11 protein-coding genes are annotated in these 16,407 nt (G+C 63.0%); 5 read left to right on the forward strand and 6 right to left on the reverse strand.

What is annotated here, in order from left to right; all coding sequences use genetic code 11:
• Positions 1–11: 11 nt before the first annotated feature.
• Both putP and ONR57_RS11155 read right to left on the reverse strand, forming a co-directional pair.
• The gene (putP, locus tag ONR57_RS11150) at positions 12–1,514 is read right to left on the reverse strand and encodes a sodium/proline symporter PutP (RefSeq protein WP_265123442.1); all 1,503 of its coding nucleotides are present in this window, start codon (positions 1,512–1,514) and stop codon (positions 12–14) included.
• A 104-nt stretch (positions 1,515–1,618) separates the two neighbouring features.
• Positions 1,619–2,536 carry a LysR family transcriptional regulator gene (locus ONR57_RS11155; RefSeq protein WP_265123443.1) on the reverse strand — a complete coding sequence of 306 codons (918 nt, stop codon included), beginning with the start codon at positions 2,534–2,536 and terminating at the stop codon, positions 1,619–1,621.
• A 205-nt stretch (positions 2,537–2,741) separates the two neighbouring features.
• Here ONR57_RS11155 and ONR57_RS11160 point away from each other — a divergent pair, with 205 nt between their 5' ends.
• Positions 2,742–6,212 carry a bifunctional proline dehydrogenase/L-glutamate gamma-semialdehyde dehydrogenase gene (locus tag ONR57_RS11160; protein ID WP_265123444.1) on the forward strand — a complete coding sequence of 1,157 codons (3,471 nt, stop codon included), beginning with the start codon at positions 2,742–2,744 and terminating at the stop codon, positions 6,210–6,212.
• A 146-nt stretch (positions 6,213–6,358) separates the two neighbouring features.
• Positions 6,359–8,005 (forward strand): DASS family sodium-coupled anion symporter, encoded by a 1,647-nt coding sequence (locus ONR57_RS11165; RefSeq protein WP_265123445.1) that lies wholly within the window; start codon positions 6,359–6,361, stop codon positions 8,003–8,005.
• A 30-nt stretch (positions 8,006–8,035) separates the two neighbouring features.
• Here ONR57_RS11165 and ONR57_RS11170 read toward each other — a convergent pair whose 3' ends face one another.
• Complete coding sequence (locus ONR57_RS11170; RefSeq protein ID WP_308198680.1) at positions 8,036–8,671, reverse strand: M15 family metallopeptidase; 636 nt, start codon at positions 8,669–8,671, stop codon at positions 8,036–8,038.
• A 111-nt stretch (positions 8,672–8,782) separates the two neighbouring features.
• On the opposite strand from ONR57_RS11170, the gene ONR57_RS11175 reads away from it, so the two are divergent.
• Positions 8,783–9,445, forward strand: a complete 663-nt coding sequence (locus ONR57_RS11175) for an MBL fold metallo-hydrolase (protein ID WP_265123446.1) — start codon at positions 8,783–8,785, stop codon at positions 9,443–9,445.
• Here ONR57_RS11175 and ONR57_RS11180 read toward each other — a convergent pair.
• A complete protein-coding gene (locus tag ONR57_RS11180; protein WP_265123447.1) occupies positions 9,442–9,777 on the reverse strand; it encodes a cupin domain-containing protein in 336 nt (111 codons plus the stop codon). The two genes, ONR57_RS11175 and ONR57_RS11180, sit on opposite strands and share 4 nt — an antisense overlap.
• Before the next feature lie 262 nt (positions 9,778–10,039).
• Between ONR57_RS11180 and ONR57_RS11185 the strand changes: the two genes are divergently transcribed.
• Together ONR57_RS11185 and ONR57_RS11190 are read left to right on the forward strand one after the other, a co-directional pair.
• Positions 10,040–10,501 (forward strand): ester cyclase, encoded by a 462-nt coding sequence (locus tag ONR57_RS11185; RefSeq protein ID WP_265123448.1) that lies wholly within the window; start codon positions 10,040–10,042, stop codon positions 10,499–10,501.
• A 227-nt stretch (positions 10,502–10,728) separates the two neighbouring features.
• Positions 10,729–11,715, forward strand: a complete 987-nt coding sequence (locus ONR57_RS11190; RefSeq protein WP_265123449.1) for a rod shape-determining protein — start codon at positions 10,729–10,731, stop codon at positions 11,713–11,715.
• A gap of 6 nt (positions 11,716–11,721) precedes the next feature.
• Here ONR57_RS11190 and ONR57_RS11195 read toward each other — a convergent pair whose 3' ends face one another.
• Together ONR57_RS11195 and ONR57_RS11200 are read right to left on the reverse strand one after the other, a co-directional pair.
• A complete protein-coding gene (locus ONR57_RS11195; protein WP_265123450.1) occupies positions 11,722–14,550 on the reverse strand; it encodes an FtsW/RodA/SpoVE family cell cycle protein in 2,829 nt (942 codons plus the stop codon).
• A 17-nt stretch (positions 14,551–14,567) separates the two neighbouring features.
• Complete coding sequence (locus ONR57_RS11200; RefSeq protein WP_265123451.1) at positions 14,568–15,938, reverse strand: hypothetical protein; 1,371 nt, start codon at positions 15,936–15,938, stop codon at positions 14,568–14,570.
• Between the last annotated feature and the right edge of the window lie 469 nt (positions 15,939–16,407).

A 16,407-nucleotide genomic window follows, 5' to 3' on the forward strand; every position in this document is an offset into this window, starting at 1 on the left:
GGGGCGCCTCGTCAGCGAACGGCGGCTTCCATCTGGGAGTACTCCTCCTGTATTTCGTCGTCATGTGCGGGCTTCATCAGTGACACTGCAACCGCGGCGATGGCACAGGCGACGAACCCTGGGACGATCTCGTACATCGTGGCTGAAAGGTCTCCTACGTTGCCCCAGATTCCCACCACTGCAGCACCGGTGACCATTCCCGCGAGAGCCCCAGCGGCTGTGAGCTTGCGCCAGAACAGCGACAGCAGAATGATCGGCCCGAATGCGGCGCCGAATCCCGCCCAGGCGAATCCGACTAGTTCAAGGATCGTGCCGCCCGGATCAATAGCGATCAGCATCGCTATGACGGCCACGGTAAGAACCGCGAGACGGCCGAGCAGAACAAGCCGCTTACTGCTCACCTCTTTGCCAAAGACGCGGTAGATATCCTCGACAAGAGCGGACGAACACACAATCAGCTGCGACGAAATCGTCGACATGATCGCGGCCAGCACTGCGGCAAGCACTAGGCCCGCGATGAACGGGTGGAAGAGAATCTGCGACAGGCGCAGGAACACTGTTTCCGGATTCGCGAGTGTCGCATCTTCCGTGAAGAAGTAACCAACACCGATCAGCCCGGTCACGATCGCCCCGATTGAGGTGATCACCATCCAGCTGATCCCGATTCGGCGCCCGGCCTTCGCGTCAGCGGATGACCGCAGCGCCATAAAACGGACAATAATGTGCGGCTGGCCAAAATAGCCGAGCCCCCACGCAGCGGCCGAGATTATCGCGAGCACACTCCCGCCGAAAAGCAATGAGGTGCGGTTCAGTTCATCATCCGGATTCACCGCGTTGTGTGCGGCGTCCGCGGCGTCGATCGCGCCGATAACATCACCCCAGCCGCCCATCACGATGAACGTTGTGACCGGGACGGCGATGAGTGCAGCGAGCATCAGCAGACCTTGGGCCACATCCGTGAGCGATGCGCCCAAGAAGCCGCCGAAAAGGGTGTACGTGAGCGTGATCCCGGCGACGAGGAACATGCCAAAGAGGTAAGTGGAATCAAAGGAGGATTCAAAGAAGATTCCACCGGCAACCATTCCCGACGAGACGTAAAACGTGAAGAACACGAGAATGATCAGGCCAGCGACTATGCGAAGCAGACGCGTGCGGTCTTTGAACCGGTTTTCCAGAAAGCTCGGAATGGTGATGGAATTGTTCGCGACCTCGGTATACGACCGCAGCCGTGGTGCGACGAATTTCCAGTTCAGGTAAGCACCGATTGTCAGGCCAATCGCGATCCAGGCCTCCACGAGACCCGCGACATAGATCGCGCCGGGCAGACCCATCAGCAGCCAGCCCGACATATCCGAGGCGCCCGCGGAGAGGGCCGCGACGCCGGGTTTCAGCTTGCGCCCAGCAAGCATGTAATCGTTGATATCGGTTGTCTGCCGGTAGGCGTAATAACCGATGGCAAGCATCGCGGCGAAGTAAATCCCGATCGCGATCAATTGGAACGTTTGATCAGACATGAATCCTCGATTTCTGAGTGGCCTCGCTGAAGTTGCCAGTCGAGGCCTATCGGCAGAGAGGCAGAACACGCTCATCGGGTCGTCGCGCGCAGATTGCGTAGAAATTACCAGAGACTTGCAAGATCGTGCGCGGTTTCTTCCAAAGCATGCCGAATTGCGCGTACCGCCGGGTGCCCGCCACTCGATGACCGGATCGCCGTGAAGATCGTCCGTCTGGGCAGTCCTTCGAGTTCGATGAGGCGAGCGTTCGCGGTGCGCCCGACCCACACGAGATCAGGCAGAAAGGCGACCGCGTTGCCGGATTCGACCAACCGCACGTGGGCCTGCAGATCTGCAGTCTCGAATCGTACATCCGGCTCGAATCCGGCCTGTCGGCAAGCTTGTTCGGCCCAGTGGCGGGACGCCGCGCCCGCGGGTTCCATCACCCAGGGCAGGTTCGCTGCAGCGGAGAGTGCGTCTGCGGCGCCAAATTCCCCCGGCGCGGCATCGAACGGCGGCAGCGCGAGCCTAATCGCATCGCCGGCGAGAAACTGCCGGTCAAGCCCAGCATAGTGCGGTGCCGCATGCCCCGGATACTGCTCGGCTACTACGAGGTCGAAGTCCCGGGCCCACGTCTCGTGAAGGGCGGTTTCCGGCTCATGCTGCACCATCTCGACGCGGACATCGGGATGCCGGTCCCGCAGGGCGCGAAGCGCCTGCGGGATAAGGGCGAGCGCGGCGGTTTGGAAGACAGCGAGCCGAAAGGTACCGGTGACCGCGGTATTTGACGCAGCAAGCGCCGCTTCGGCGCGCTCAAGCGTATCGAGCAATTCCGTCGCGTGTGCCACGAGCAGCAACGCCTGCGGTGTTAGCTGCAGCGTTCGGCCAGTCTTCCGCAGCAGAGTCACCCCTGCCTCGCGTTCCAGTATCGAGAGCTGTTGCGATATCGATGACGGGCTGTAGCTGAGGGCCGCGGCGACCTCGGAAATGGTGCCGCGCAGGCTGAGTTCACGCAACAGGCGCAGTCGATGCACGTCCAGCACGCCGGCCTCCTCAACGTTCCGAATTCGTTCGGTTTTCCTTAACGATACCCTTCGGAAAACGTCGCTATACCCGAAGGTATGGCCAGCGCCATACTCAGAAGACACAACTGAAACGCGCAGATTCGTCAGGCACCCCGCACGGGTCAGGGGTGCGTTTATATGCATCAACCGGCTAGCCGGTCGACCGCGAGGAGGAGGTTCCGCGGTGAGCACCATCAAGGACAACACCCATACCCCAGTTCAGCCGCAGGAACTTACCGGCGAGGCGATAGAGCTGGTCAGACGCTGGCTTATCGAAGGGGCGACCTACCCCGTCGACCGTTCAGCCGCTCAACTCGCTGGCGTGCTGAACGACCAAAACGGTCTGGAGTTCACCGTTGGCTTCGTCGATGGCGTGATTCGCCCTGAGGACACGCGCGTTGCGGCCCAGAACCTGCGGGCACTCGCGCCGAAGACACCGGCGTTCTTGCCCTGGTACATGAAACTGGCCGTGACTCTCGGCGGCATCCTCGCCGTCTTGATGCCGCGGCTCGTGATTCCCGTAACGCGGCGAGTATTGCGCCACATGGTGGGTCACCTCATTGTCGACGCCACGGACGCAAAGCTCGGCAAGACAATCAAAAAGATCAAAAAGGAGGGCATCAACCTCAACATCAACCTGCTCGGGGAAGCGATCCTCGGTGAGGCTGAGGCGACGCGCCGCCTCGAAGGAACGCGTCGGCTGCTGGCCCGCGACGACGTCGACTATGTGTCGATCAAAGTGTCGTCAACCGTTGCGCCGCACAACCACTGGGCGTTCGATGAAGCTGTAGCGCACGTCGTCGAGAACCTCACACCCCTCTACCGTCAGGCCGCGAGCGCCTCACCCAAACGTAAGTTCATCAACCTCGACATGGAGGAATACAAGGATCTCGACCTGACGATTGCGGTCTTTACCGAGATTCTCAACAAACCCGAGTTCCACAGCCTCGAAGCAGGAATCGTGCTGCAGGCGTATCTCCCAGACGCGCTCGCTGCAATGATGCACCTGCAGGACTGGGCTGCACAGCGCACCGCCCGCGGCGGGGCCCCGGTCAAGGTCCGTGTGGTTAAAGGCGCAAACCTGCCCATGGAGATCGTTGACGCGGAACTGCACGGATGGCCGCTCGCCACGTGGCACAGCAAACAGCAGAGCGACACCTCCTACAAGGCGGTGCTGGACTACGCGCTGCGGCCAGAGCACATTCAGAACGTCCGCATCGGCGTGGCAGGCCACAACTTGTTCGACATCGCCCTCGCGTGGCTGCTCGCCCAGAAGCGAAATGTCACTGCCGGAATCGATTTCGAGATGCTTCTTGGCATGGCCACCGGTCAGGCTGAAGCCGTCCGCAAAGATGTCGGCACCCTGCTGCTGTACACACCCGTCGTACATCCGCAGGAGTTCGACGTCGCGATCGCCTACCTGATTCGCAGGCTCGAGGAAGGCGCATCGAAAGAAAACTTCATGTCGGCACTCTTCGAACTCGACAAGAACGAGGCACTCTTCGAGCGAGAGAAGCAGCGTTTCCTCGCCTCAGTCGACACTCTCACAGACGCGGTTCCAGCGCCCCACCGCGTCCAGGACCGGCGGCAGCCGCAAGCACCCGGGCTGCGGGAAGGTTTCCGCAATACCCCTGATACCGACCCCGATCTGCCTGGCAACCGGGCCTGGGGCCGTGCAATCGTCCAGCAGATGCAGTCGTCCCAACTCGGCAATGAGACAGTGGCGGACAGTTGGATCGAGACAGCCGAGCAGCTCGACGACGTCATGGCCCGCGGTGTTGCGGCCGCAGGGCGGTGGCAGGCATTGAGCGCTGCGGAAAGAGCCGCGATTCTGCACCGCGCCGGAGATGTCCTCGAAGCCAACCGTGCCCAACTGCTCGAAGTCATGGGGTCGGAGTGCGGTAAAACGCTCGACCAGGGCGACCCTGAGGTGTCCGAAGCGATTGACTTCGCGCATTACTATGCGGAACTCGGCAAAGCACTCGAGTACGTGGACGGGGCCACCTTCGTGCCGTCGTCGCTGACCGTTGTCACGCCGCCATGGAACTTCCCCACGGCCATTCCCGCCGGGTCAACCCTGTCGGCACTTGCCGCCGGTTCCGCTGTGGTCATCAAGCCTGCGCATCAGGCCAAGCGCACCGGTGCAGTTATGGTGGAAGCCTTGTGGGAAGCAGGCGTGCCGCGCGATGTCCTCCAATACGTGCAGTTAGGCGAGAAAGAACTTGGCGCGGAGTTCGTCGCGCATCCTTCCGTGGATCGGCTCATCCTGACTGGCGCCTACGACACTGCGAAGCTCTTTCGCTCGTTCCGCCCGGACCTGCCGTTGCTCGCGGAAACCTCAGGGAAGAACGCGATTATCGTCACGCCATCCGCTGATTACGACCTCGCCGCCAAAGACGTCGCTTACTCGGCATTTGGCCATGCTGGACAGAAATGCTCGGCGGCATCGCTGGTCATTCTCGTCGGTACAGTCGCATCCTCAAAGCGGTTCCGCAACCAGCTTCTCGATGCCGTGCGATCCATGAAGGCTGGTTACCCGTGGGACCCGACAACCCAGATCGGGCCGCTCATCGAGCCTGCCGCTGGCAAACTGCGCCGCGGACTCACAACCCTCGGACCGGGCGAGTCGTGGGTCGTTGAGCCGCAGCAACTTGACGAGAGCGGCAAGCTTTGGCGCCCGGGTGTGCGCGAAGGGGTTAAACGCGGCTCCGAGTACCATATGACGGAGTACTTCGGCCCGATCCTCGGCATCATGACAGCTGAGACGCTCGCCGAGGCGATCAGCGTTGTCAACGAGATCGAGTACGGCCTCACTTCGGGCCTGCATTCACTGAACCGCGACGAGGTCGCGTTCTGGCTCGATCGCGTGCAGGCGGGAAACCTGTACGTCAATCGCGGCATCACCGGCGCGATCGTGCAACGGCAGCCGTTCGGCGGCTGGAAGAAGTCGGCCATCGGCGCCGGCACCAAGGCGGGCGGGCCGAACTATCTGGTCGGGATGGGGAGCTGGCTCGACGCCCCAGTGGCGGAGTCGCACCCGATCGAGGAAAAGCCAGCTCAGCTGATTGCCGCCGTAGAGCCGGAACTCGCACCGGAGGATGCCCATTGGCTGCGCGGCGCGCTAAGCAGTGACGGCCACATGTGGGCGACAGAATTTGGAATCGCTCAGGATCGCACCGGATTGCAGGGTGAACGAAATGTGCTGCGCTACCGGCCGGTACCGGTCACCGTGCGATTCGAAGCCCCCACGTCCGGCCACGGCACAGCCGAGGTAGTGCGCGTGGCAGCGGCGGGGCTGCGTGCCGCGGCGTCAGTGACTGTAAGCACCAGTGTCTCGTTGCCCGAGACCATCTCGAATGCTTTGGTCGCGTGCGGTGTCAAGGTGCTCCGCGAGGATGCGGAACAGTGGAAGGCGCATGTCGCACGGCTTGCCGCGCGGACGGGACCGCACTCAGGCACCCGTATTCGCCTCGTCGGCGGCGACTACTCGGCGACCGCGCTCGCCGCGGACGGCAAGCCGGATGTGGCAATCTACGGGTCGCCGGTGGTGGCCGCCGGCCGCGTCGAACTGCTGCCGTTCCTGCATGAACAGGCGGTTTCGATCACCGCGCACCGGTACGGCACACCGAATCACCTTACCGAGGGCCTTCTCTGACACACTCGCCGGACAAAATTCTCGGCGGGCACAGGTGAATATGGGGCATAGTGGCGCACATCACGATGTAATTGGTGAGACTGAAGTGGTGCCTGTTTCACTGCCGGACAGATGGGCACCAGTTCACCAGAAGTGATTGGAGTGTCATGCCCCCACAGGACGCGCCGCAGCCCTCCCGGACCGCACACACGATGTCTGAAGCCGAATCCTCCAAAGTAGGATTCGGCTCAGCCGTGCCGCAAGCACCGGCTTCGCCCGGGCGGCTATGGACAGGCCGAGTTCTCGGGCCCGTTCTCGGCGTCCTCGCGTATTTCGCTCTCCCTGCCCACGAGCAGCTGACCATCGAGGGGCGCACCGCAGCCGCCATCGCGATCGTGATGGCGGTGTGGTGGATGACCGAGGCTATCCCGCTAGCCGCCACGGCGCTCCTCCCGATCGTCGCTTTCCCCCTGCTTGATGTCGTTCCGATCGCCGACGCGACCGCGCCGTACGCTTCCCCCACAATCTTCCTGTTCATGGGCGGTTTCATGATCGCCCTCGCCATGCAGAAGTGGGGTCTGCATAAGCGAATTGCTCTGCACACCGTCCGCATCGTCGGCACGCATCCGAAACAGATCGTGCTCGGAATGATGATCGCGACCGCGTTCCTCAGCATGTGGGTGAGCAACACGGCCACGACCCTCATGATGCTGCCGATCGCGATAAGCGTGCTCGCGCTCGTCACGAGCGGCACCGATCCAGGCGAGGAAAAGAACGTCCGCAACTTCGCGGTGTGCCTCATGCTCGCGATCGCCTACGCCGCGTCTGTCGGTGGCCTCGCGACCATCATCGGCAGTCCGCCTAACGCGATCATGGTGGGGTTCGTCGACGAAAACTACGGCATCACGATCAGTTTCGCTGAATGGATGCGGATCGGTGTTCCCATTGCGGTGGTCTTCCTGATTATCGTCTGGCTGCTGCTGACGTACGTCATCTATCCCACCAAGATCAAGCAGATCATGGGCGGCAAGGAGATGATCCACGACAGGATCCACGAACTCGGCCCCATGTCCCGCGGTGAGTGGAACGTTCTCGTCGTTTTCGTGGTGACGGCGCTGCTCTGGGTGTTCCGTGATCTTCTCGCTGACTTCGACGCACTCACCACGGTGTTGCCATTTATGGCAAACCTCTCCGATGCTGGCATCGCAATCGCTGCAGCGGTGGTTCTGTTCCTGCTGCCTGCACGTGATACCCGTACGCCCGAAAACAGCGCAGCGGATTCGGCCACCGCGGATGGCGGTGACGACAGGCGAAAATTCCACCACGGCACGCTTGATTGGCACACTGTGCAGAGCGGCCTGCCTTGGGGTGTCCTCATTTTGTTCGGAGGCGGGCTGAGTCTCGCTGGGGCCGTGCAAGACACAGGTCTCGATGAGTACATCGGCACGCAGGTCGGCGGGCTCGGCGCACTGCCGATCGTCTTCCTGGTCGCCGGAACGTGTGCGATTGTGCTCCTTCTGACTGAGTTGACATCCAACACCGCGACGGCGGCAACATTCCTCCCTGTCCTCGGCGGCGTTGCTCTCGGCCTTGGGATGGATCCGATGTTGCTCCTGCTGCCCGCTGTGCTCGCCGCGTCATGTGCCTTCATGCTCCCGGTCGCCACTCCACCCAACGCCATTGTCTTCGGTTCTGGCCAAGTCACGATCGGCCAGATGATCCGTGCGGGTATCTGGCTCAATATCGTGGGCGTCATGCTGATTACCGTCGCTGTTTTCGCACTGGGATCGTGGGCGATGGGGATTAGTTTCTGACGCCCGCAATTGCAGCCCCGCAATTGCGCGCTACAGGCCCATTTTCCGGAGTTCCGTCTCTACTGTCACCACGAGCGTCTCAAGCCCGGACAGATCAATGCCCGGTATGACGGGGAGTTCGATCGACGAGGCACCGGGTCCGCTCGGTAACTGGCGAGGCGGCAGCGGCCAGCTCGCATCGGGCACCATCGGCGGACACGGCTGTCCTGGCAGTGCTGCGAGCTCGAAATGCCACCATTCATTTTCGTACGTGCGGCACAGCCCGTACCGATTGCCATTCCGTGCGAGCCACTGTGCGCCTGCAGCCGGGCCGACATCGATAGCATGCCCACTTACGTGCGCGGATTCGTGCGGTGGCAGCACCCATCTGCGTGCTGCTTCAGGGCTGCCGTGGGTGCGGATTCCGTTCTCCCACATCTGCTGCTGCTCCGCGTGGCTGCGCTTCCCTGAGGTGATCCACATGTCGACGCCATCGCGGCGTGCGTCCGTTTGGGCTTGCCGGAACGCGGCAGCGAGCGCCGGGTCTAAACCAGCAGTGCTGTCACTGGCTGCAAGGATGATTGGCGGCGACAGTCGTGGTCCGGCGTCCGCCGCCGGAAGGAACCACGCGCCTGCAGCCATCACACTGAGCGTCGCACCCGCGACAGCAGCACACTTCAGACCCATGCCGACACTATGCCAACGCAAAGAGATCTGTCCGAGCACTTTCTGTGAGCTGGAATACCCCTGTGACCCTTGATGTTACTGGTGGTACCGCCTAGAGGAAGGAGGAGCACGATGCGCCAGATCCAGCCCGACCTCTGGGAGACCGAACCAGAGTTCCCGGCGCCCGGCCTGAGCACGCATGCGTACCTATGGACGCCGCCATCCGGCAATGTTCTCTTCTACAACACCACACACGCGCACGAACTCGATCACATCGCCGACCTCGGCGGCGTCGCGCACCACTATTTGAGTCACCAGGACGAGATCGCGCCTTCATTGGGGGACGTTCGCGAGCGTTTCGGCGCTCAGTTACACATTCACGCGTCCGAAGCGCATCTCGCGAGCGAGCAGGCGCCAGTCGGGGATGCATTCGCTGAGCGGCACACCGTAGATGGGCTCGAGGTGATACCTGCCCCGGGCCACACCCCAGGCAGTAGCTGCTACCTTGCTGCCGGCACCAGCGGAAAGTATCTTTTCACCGGCGACACGGTGTACCGCAGCGCAAGCGGGCGCTGGTTGGCCGGTTACATCGCCGGCTACAGCGACGCGGACTCGTTGCTCACGACACTGTCTCTACTTGGCACCCTCGCGCCCGACATTGTGGTCTCAAGCGCATTCGCGGGTGATTCGGGAGTAACCGCAGTGGACAGCACCGACTGGGAGGACATCATGGCGGACGTGCGCGACCGCCTGCAGCGGCACCTCCATCAAGCGCGCACCAGCCCGAACAGTTAGTACTGGTTAATCGCGGTCGTGAGTAACACCGCGGAGTCCTCCAGTGCATCGAGGCTGTGCCGCTCGTGCGGCACGATGAGGAAGTCGCCTTCACCCATCTCCGCCGCGGCGCCTTCAGTATTCAGCTGCACCTTGCCGATGATGACGAAGAGTGTTGCCTCCCCAGGGTTTTCGTGTTCGCTCAACTCCTGCCCCGCGGTGAGCGCAATGACCATCTGGCGCAGCGTGTGGCCGCTGCCACCGTGCAAGATTTCAGTGGTGCGGCCATGCGGCGACTCCGCCGCGCGATCGATCAGTTCCCGGGCGAGTTCCGCAACAGACGCTGTTTTCACGTGCACCCCTATCGGCGGGCTGGAAGCTTCAGCTGGCTCCCCGATCATCACACACCGCGCCGCGGCAGGCGCCCGAAGTGGCAGCAACCACCTGCAACACGTAAGGGACTCGGAACCGCAGGAGCGAACACCGCCGCCAGTACCGCGGTCGCGTTTCGTACGGAACCCAGTCGGCGCAGGCTGAGCACGGCGGCCGCAGCGAAGTCTTCAGGAGCGGCCTGGGGCCCACGGCCGTTGTTTTGCTCCGCTAAGGAGGCAGATCATGACGCCTGACGAGTGCAGAGATCTGATCCGCAGAACAATGGACGAACTCGGGAACAAGGGCAACCTCGACGTCTGTGACCAGCTGTATGCCGAGCATTGCTCGTTCCACCGGCCTTCCTTCCCAATCAACGGTGTTGGCGGGCTCCGCGACCTTGTTTCCGACCTCCGGACCGCTCAGCCCGACTTACACATCGACGTCCACGACATCCACGACGTCCACGACGTCCACGACATCCTCGTCGAAGGTGACATGACGGCGATCCGATACACAATGGCCGGCACCGCGCGCGGTGAGTTCAGGGGACTGCCCGGGACCTGCAAGTCCTACGTAATGCCCGGAATCACCATCGCGAAGTGGGACGAGGGCCGAGTCGTCGAAGACTGGAATAGTTACGACATGCTCGAAGCCCTGCAGCAAATTGGCCTGGTGCCCGAACTGGCTCAACCAGGCCCCCAGTAGGAATACCCAGTGCAGCTTCCATCCCTGCCAGATGGAAACTGCCCGTGTTTGCTGGTTGGCCAACTAGGGGGTGAAGTTCCGGGCCGTTGCGAAAACCCGCCCTTAGGTACTCGCGCAACGAGATGCGGCGGGCGGGCGGAAGTTGGTCGCACTGAACTCGTCAAAGAACCTTCCAGCGAAGGCCCATCCGCGATAAGTTTGTGATCACGATCACATTGGGAGGCGCTGTGGACGGATTAGGCATCGACCTTGGGACCGCTAACACGGTCGTCGGAAGCCCCTCGCAGGGAATCATCCTCAATGAGCCATCAGTGATGCTCGTACGCAACAAGGATCCGCACCGTGCGATTCTTGTCGGCTCTGAAGCGCGCCAGCTGGTGGGCCGCACACCTGATGGCATGTCGACGGTGCGACCGATGCGCGATGGTGTCATCGTCGACCTCGACTCCGCGCGTGCGTATTTAAAGGCGATTATCCGCAAGGTCGTGCCGCGGTGGCAACTGGCGGTGCGGCCGCGCGGAGTGATCGCAGTTCCAGCAGGCGCCACGCCGCTGGAGCGGCGCGCGCTGCTCGAAGTCGGCCAGGAGGCCGGGCTTCGGAAGGTGGCGCTGATCCCTGAGCCAGTGGCGGGCGCATTCGGCGCCGGCGTGAACCCGCTGGAGCCACGTGTTCACCTCGTCGTCGACATCGGTGGCGGCACCGCTGAGATGACGGCATTCTGCTTCGGTGGAATCCTCGCCCACCAAAGCTGCAAGCTCGCAGGTGACGAACTCACCAGCGCGCTCTACCACTATCTGAGAGCTGAGCACAGCGTCGTCGTCGGAGAGTTGACCGCCGAGAACGCTAAGATCCACATGCACGACAGCGGTGGCCACTCGCTGGTGATTGAAGGCCGGGACGCCTCTACCGGCCGCGCGCGCATCGTCACCCTTGCGCCGGAAGAGGTAGCAGATGCGCTGCGCCCGACAACGACCGAGATCGTTCATGCGCTTGCCGCGTGTCAGGAAGAACTCCCCGCCCAGGCAGTGTGCGATGTACTCGCTGAAGGACTCATCGTCATCGGGGGTGGTGCGCTTCTTGGTGGACTTACACAACTGCTCGAGGAAGCGTCGGGTTTTCCCGTCAAAGTTGCGGAACGACCACTCACGTGCGTTGCTGAAGGGGCGACAAGTTGCCTCTCGCACCAGGAGGTGCTGTCAGCGTTTGCGGCCTGATACCTGCTATGGCGTGCCCGGAACCGGACCGAGACGGTGATCGGTGTAGTACTCGAGGAGATCCTTTACAACCGGGCCCGCTGCAGCGGAACCGAAACCGCCGCCGCGGACGTACACGGCAACAACAATCTCCGGGTCTTCGTAGGGAGCCACTGCCGAGAACCACGCATTGGTGCCCTTCCCCGGTGCTGACGGGTCTTCCGCTGTTCCGGTTTTCGCAGCGGACGAAATTCGCAGGTCGGCGAGTTGACCTCCCGTACCGCCCGTAACAGCGGCCCGCATTCCTTCGCGCACCGGTCCGAGCTGGTCAGCGAACGGCAGTGGCGCTGCCGGTTCACGGTTGAGTTGCACGAACTCTTCCGTCCCGTACGCGTCGCCGAGCTGAGGTGTGACTACCCGTCCCGTTGCGATGCCCGCTGTCCAGCGCGCCACCTGCAGCGGTGTGACGTTAACGGTGCCCTGCCCGATGCCCATGAGAACTGTGGAGCCGCCGTACCAGGTCCCGCCGATGTTCGCTACGGTCTCAGGCGTTCCCAGGAAGCCCGGAATCTCGCCGGGGAGGTCGATCCCGGAAAGTTTGCCCACTCCAAGCGCCTGAGCCACCTCTGCCATACGTTCAGGACCCAGCAACAGACCCAGCCGATAGAAGTAAACGTTGTCTGACCATTGAAGAGCCTGCACCATGTTGTGGGGCCCCATTGGCTGCCAGTTGCGGAAGGTGTGCCCGCCGTAAGAGAATGCCGCGCCAGTGGGCATCACGTATGCAGGGGACAAGGTCTGAAACTGCGCGTTCGCGGCGGCCACCACGATCTTGAAGGTGGACCCGGGCGGACCCGCAATCTGAGTGACTTTGTTGAGCAGGGGGTGCCCGGGTGCCTGGGCGAGCTGCTGGATCGCGTCGACATTCGCTGGCGGACTATAAATGTTGTTGTCGTAGCCGGGGACACTCGCCATCGCCAGCACGGCACCCGTCCTCGCGTCCATGACAAAGGCCGCGCCCAGATCCCCACCACTCTCGTGGAGTGTGTCGGTCAGCGATGATGTTGCCCGGCGCTGCATCTCGAGGTCCACGCTTAAACGAAGGTCGTGGCCGTGCACTGGGTCGATGCGCTCGCCTGCGGCCACGGGGTGTCCCGCGGGACTGACAAAGACACACTGCTTCCCGTCGATGCCACGCAGCACAGCGTCGTACTGACGCTCAATCCCCGTGGCCCCCACCACTGAGCCGAGAGCGAGGCCGGGCCACCTCTGCATATCGTCGGTGCTGCCGACCCTCACAAAGCCGAGGATGTGTCCTAGCACGTCCCCGTGCGGATAGTGCCGATGCCCGGAAGGCAACACCAAGACGCCGGGAAGTGCAGCTCCGACAACCGCACGCGCCTGGTCAGCTTCGACGTCGCCGAGTCGCACGCTGATCTCTTCGCCGCGCCGATCGATGCGGGCGGCGAGCTCATGCTCGTCGCGGCCGAGCAGCTGCGCGAGTGCGGCAGTGTCGCTTGCACGGAACATGCCAGGGACCAATTCGATTGCATACTCGGTTGAGTTGGCCGCGAGCGGCACCCCGTGACGGTCGACAATGTTCCCGCGCTCCGCGGGAATCCGGATGCAGCGCGTCATCTGTGCGTCGCTCAGCGCCAGCAATTCCTCGCCGCGGTTGTTCTGCACCTCCCAAATGAAGCCGGACATCGCGACAAGGAGCGCGCTCACCGCGAGTGCGCCCACACGAGCACCGCGCGGTCTCTGATGGACTGAACCAGGCACCGTCCACAATGGCCGGTTTTCGCCGTCGCGCCGGACGGCGAGAACAAGTCCCAGCGCGGCCAGATGGACCGTCATGACGGTACCGCCGTAACTGAACAGCGGGATCGGTAAACCAGTATGTGGGAGCAGCGACAAGTTGGCAGCGATCGAGACGACGCCATGCACCGCGAACAACACCGCCACACCTGAAGCGATCAGCGCGCCCTGCGGTGTACGCGCTATGCGTGCCGCCAGCGTGCACCGCCATACGATGATGAGCAGCGCGATCACAACCGCGAGACCCGCGAGCAGCCCCCAGGCGTACACCAGACTGACGAAAGCCAGGTCATGCTCGCGTTCCGGAACATAACTCGCACGCAACGGATACAGCGGATCGGTCGCAATCCCGAACAGCCCGCCCGCGCCAACCGCGATCTCCGCTTGTACGGCTGCCCAGCCCGACCCGGCGGGGTCGTGGTCACCCGAGAGAAAGACCTGAATCCGCTCGAGCTGGTAGGGGCGCAACGCGAGCACAGCGATCGGGACCGCGGCAAGCGCTGCCCCGAAGAGCGGGAGCAGTGGCAGCAGCGGGACCCTGCCCAGGATCAATAGCATCACCGCAGTGGCTGTCAGCACCAGGGCAGTGGACAGGTCCGGCTGCAGGGCGACAAGTCCAATCGGCAGCGCGGCAAGCGCCAGCGCCGCTAGCAGTCGCAACGGACGGTATCCGCTGCCGAGCACTGAAGCCATGGCCAGCACAATCGCGAGCTTGCCAAGGTCCGCGGGCTGAATACTGATGGGCCCGAGCGCGAGCCAGCGCTGCGCTCCTTTCACGGTGACACCCGCAATCGGTACCGCGAGCAGCAGCGCCATTGCCACGGCGTACACCAGCCAGGCTAGTGGGCGAAGATCAGAGAGCTTGAGCCGCGACAGGACGAAAAGCAGCGCGAACCCAGCAACCGCGAAGGCCGCGTGCCGCAGCGCCGCGCCTGTCATATTGAGTGTCAGAAGGTTGAGCAGCCCGAAAAGGACAAGGACGAGAGCCGCACCGATCAGCAGGAAATCAGTGGTGGGCTTGTGCTCGTCGCTCATCATCCCGGCCCCTCACCCCTTCAGCATGCGCCACCATCGGCGGGGACAAGGATGGGTTCGGACGCGGCTTGCGCTGGCGCGATTGTCATCGCGATTATCGCCATCGCGGGGCTGCTCTCCAGTGGGATCTCGCTGACTCCGTACGACTGTCTGCTGCCTTCTTGGACGGGCATGGCGAGTCCCGGGTGCTCCACTACCTCGCCGGTGCAACGGTCAGCGACGTGCAAGGTCCAGCTGCTGACCTCGGGGACGGCCCCCGCCGCAAACTGTACGTCTACCCGCACGTTGCACGGGCGTCCTGGCACGCACTGGCCGTCAGCGAGCGACGCTGAGATCCGCGCGACCTCACCGGCCGACGCTGGCGCTAGCTCAGGGATTGGTTCCAATGGCAGCCCGGCATCTTGCTCCTCCGGCGGGGAGACCGGCGCGAGCTGCTGGTCGGGCGGTTGCGGGTTCATCAGGGTGTCCCATGTACCCTGCAGGTCGGCCACGACACGCGGGATCGTGACGACTCCAGCGCCCGCAAGCGCGACCACCAGCACTGTGAGCACGATCAGTCGGCGTGAGGGAACACGGAACTTTCGGTGCCACACTTTGTCTCTGCGCCAGAACGGAACTCGCTGGGGTTTGTAAACCAGCCCGCTCTGTTCGGCCTCTTGCGGCCCTGGCGTCCGGCTCACAGTGCTCACGGCAGCTTCGTGCGTCTCGTGTACATCGTTAGCTGGCAGCTCAGCCGGCGCCACGGGAAAGGCACGGTGAGCGGCCTGGGCTATCGTTGCGAGTTCAGCACGGACCGCACGCGGATCAGTGACACCGAGTTTCGTGTGCGCCAGCGTAAGAATACGGTCCCCGGCACCCGGAGCTGACTGGAGGACGCTACCAAGTTCTGCATCGAGCGCGTCTGCGGCGGCCGCGTAACTCGGCGAGTCGCGGGTGCTATCGACGAGGCGCCGCGCGATCCCAGCCACCGCGGGAGGAACTTCGCGGTGGCCGTTACCCTGCGAGTCCGCGGGCGCGTACACCAGCCCCCGAACGGTGCGGGCTGCACCGTTCACGCCGTTCACGCCGTTGACGCCGCGCTGACCAGCGGAAGCTTGTGCGCTCGCTGGCTCAAGCTGTGGCTGGCGGTTCCCTGCGGCATCACGGTTCCCCTGCTCCGGACGCGCGAACGGCCCGATAAGCGAACCGTCAAGCGACAGGCGGATCGAACGTAGGCTCGGCTCCTTTTCTGCGTGGCCATTACCGGCTTCTGCTAGGAGATCACTAATGAGGAGCGCGGCCTGACCAGGCGTGAGCGTCGCCACGGAAAGCACCCGAGCCAGCGTGGGCGCAGCGGGCTGCTCTGTGCCTGAGCTTGCCCGGGAGTCGTCTGCGCCCGGTCCCCCACCCATCACAACCCCCTAACACCGACCTAAGCACTCGTACTTTGTGACTTACGTCATACCCTCCACGCTAGCCGACAAACGATCATGGCGGTAGCAGTCTTGGCGCACATGGGCCGTTGGGTGCAGATTGTGACAGCACGACTGAAATCATCTGAGCGCCTTCAACACCCCATCTAGGCGACATCCGCCAACCTCCCGCAAGCCGGGCCCACGTTGTGATCACCAGCACCGCTTCGGCTGACACAACCCAGCCTTTGCTGCCTCGCACGATCTGACGGTGTGAACCAAAGGATTGCGGTGTGATCTCTGGCATATCTCTGGACATCGCGAACTTGAGGTTCATACCAGTGCATCGCGGCGCTGACGTGCGGTTCCCGCACTGAAGACCGCAACAGCGCACCACCCGGTCCGTTACGCAACCGTTATGAAACGGGCCACAACTTGTGGAAATGCCGGGCTGAGCATTGGAGAGTCG

Source organism: Hoyosella sp. YIM 151337 (assembly GCF_026041215.1).
GTDB lineage: Bacteria > Actinomycetota > Actinomycetes > Mycobacteriales > Mycobacteriaceae > Hoyosella.

Excerpts from the sequence above, each read along its gene's own strand:
- putP (WP_265123442.1), bottom strand. The coding sequence starts at position 1,514 with ATGTCTGATCAAACGTTCCAATTGATCGCGATCGGGATTTACTTCGCC.
- ONR57_RS11165 (WP_265123445.1), top strand. The coding sequence starts at position 6,359 with ATGCCCCCACAGGACGCGCCGCAGCCCTCCCGGACCGCACACACGATG.
- ONR57_RS11170 (WP_308198680.1), bottom strand. The coding sequence starts at position 8,671 with ATGGGTCTGAAGTGTGCTGCTGTCGCGGGTGCGACGCTCAGTGTGATG.
- ONR57_RS11175 (WP_265123446.1), top strand. The coding sequence starts at position 8,783 with ATGCGCCAGATCCAGCCCGACCTCTGGGAGACCGAACCAGAGTTCCCG.
- ONR57_RS11185 (WP_265123448.1), top strand. The coding sequence starts at position 10,040 with ATGACGCCTGACGAGTGCAGAGATCTGATCCGCAGAACAATGGACGAA.
- ONR57_RS11195 (WP_265123450.1), bottom strand. The coding sequence starts at position 14,550 with ATGATGAGCGACGAGCACAAGCCCACCACTGATTTCCTGCTGATCGGT.
- ONR57_RS11200 (WP_265123451.1), bottom strand. The coding sequence starts at position 15,938 with ATGGGTGGGGGACCGGGCGCAGACGACTCCCGGGCAAGCTCAGGCACA.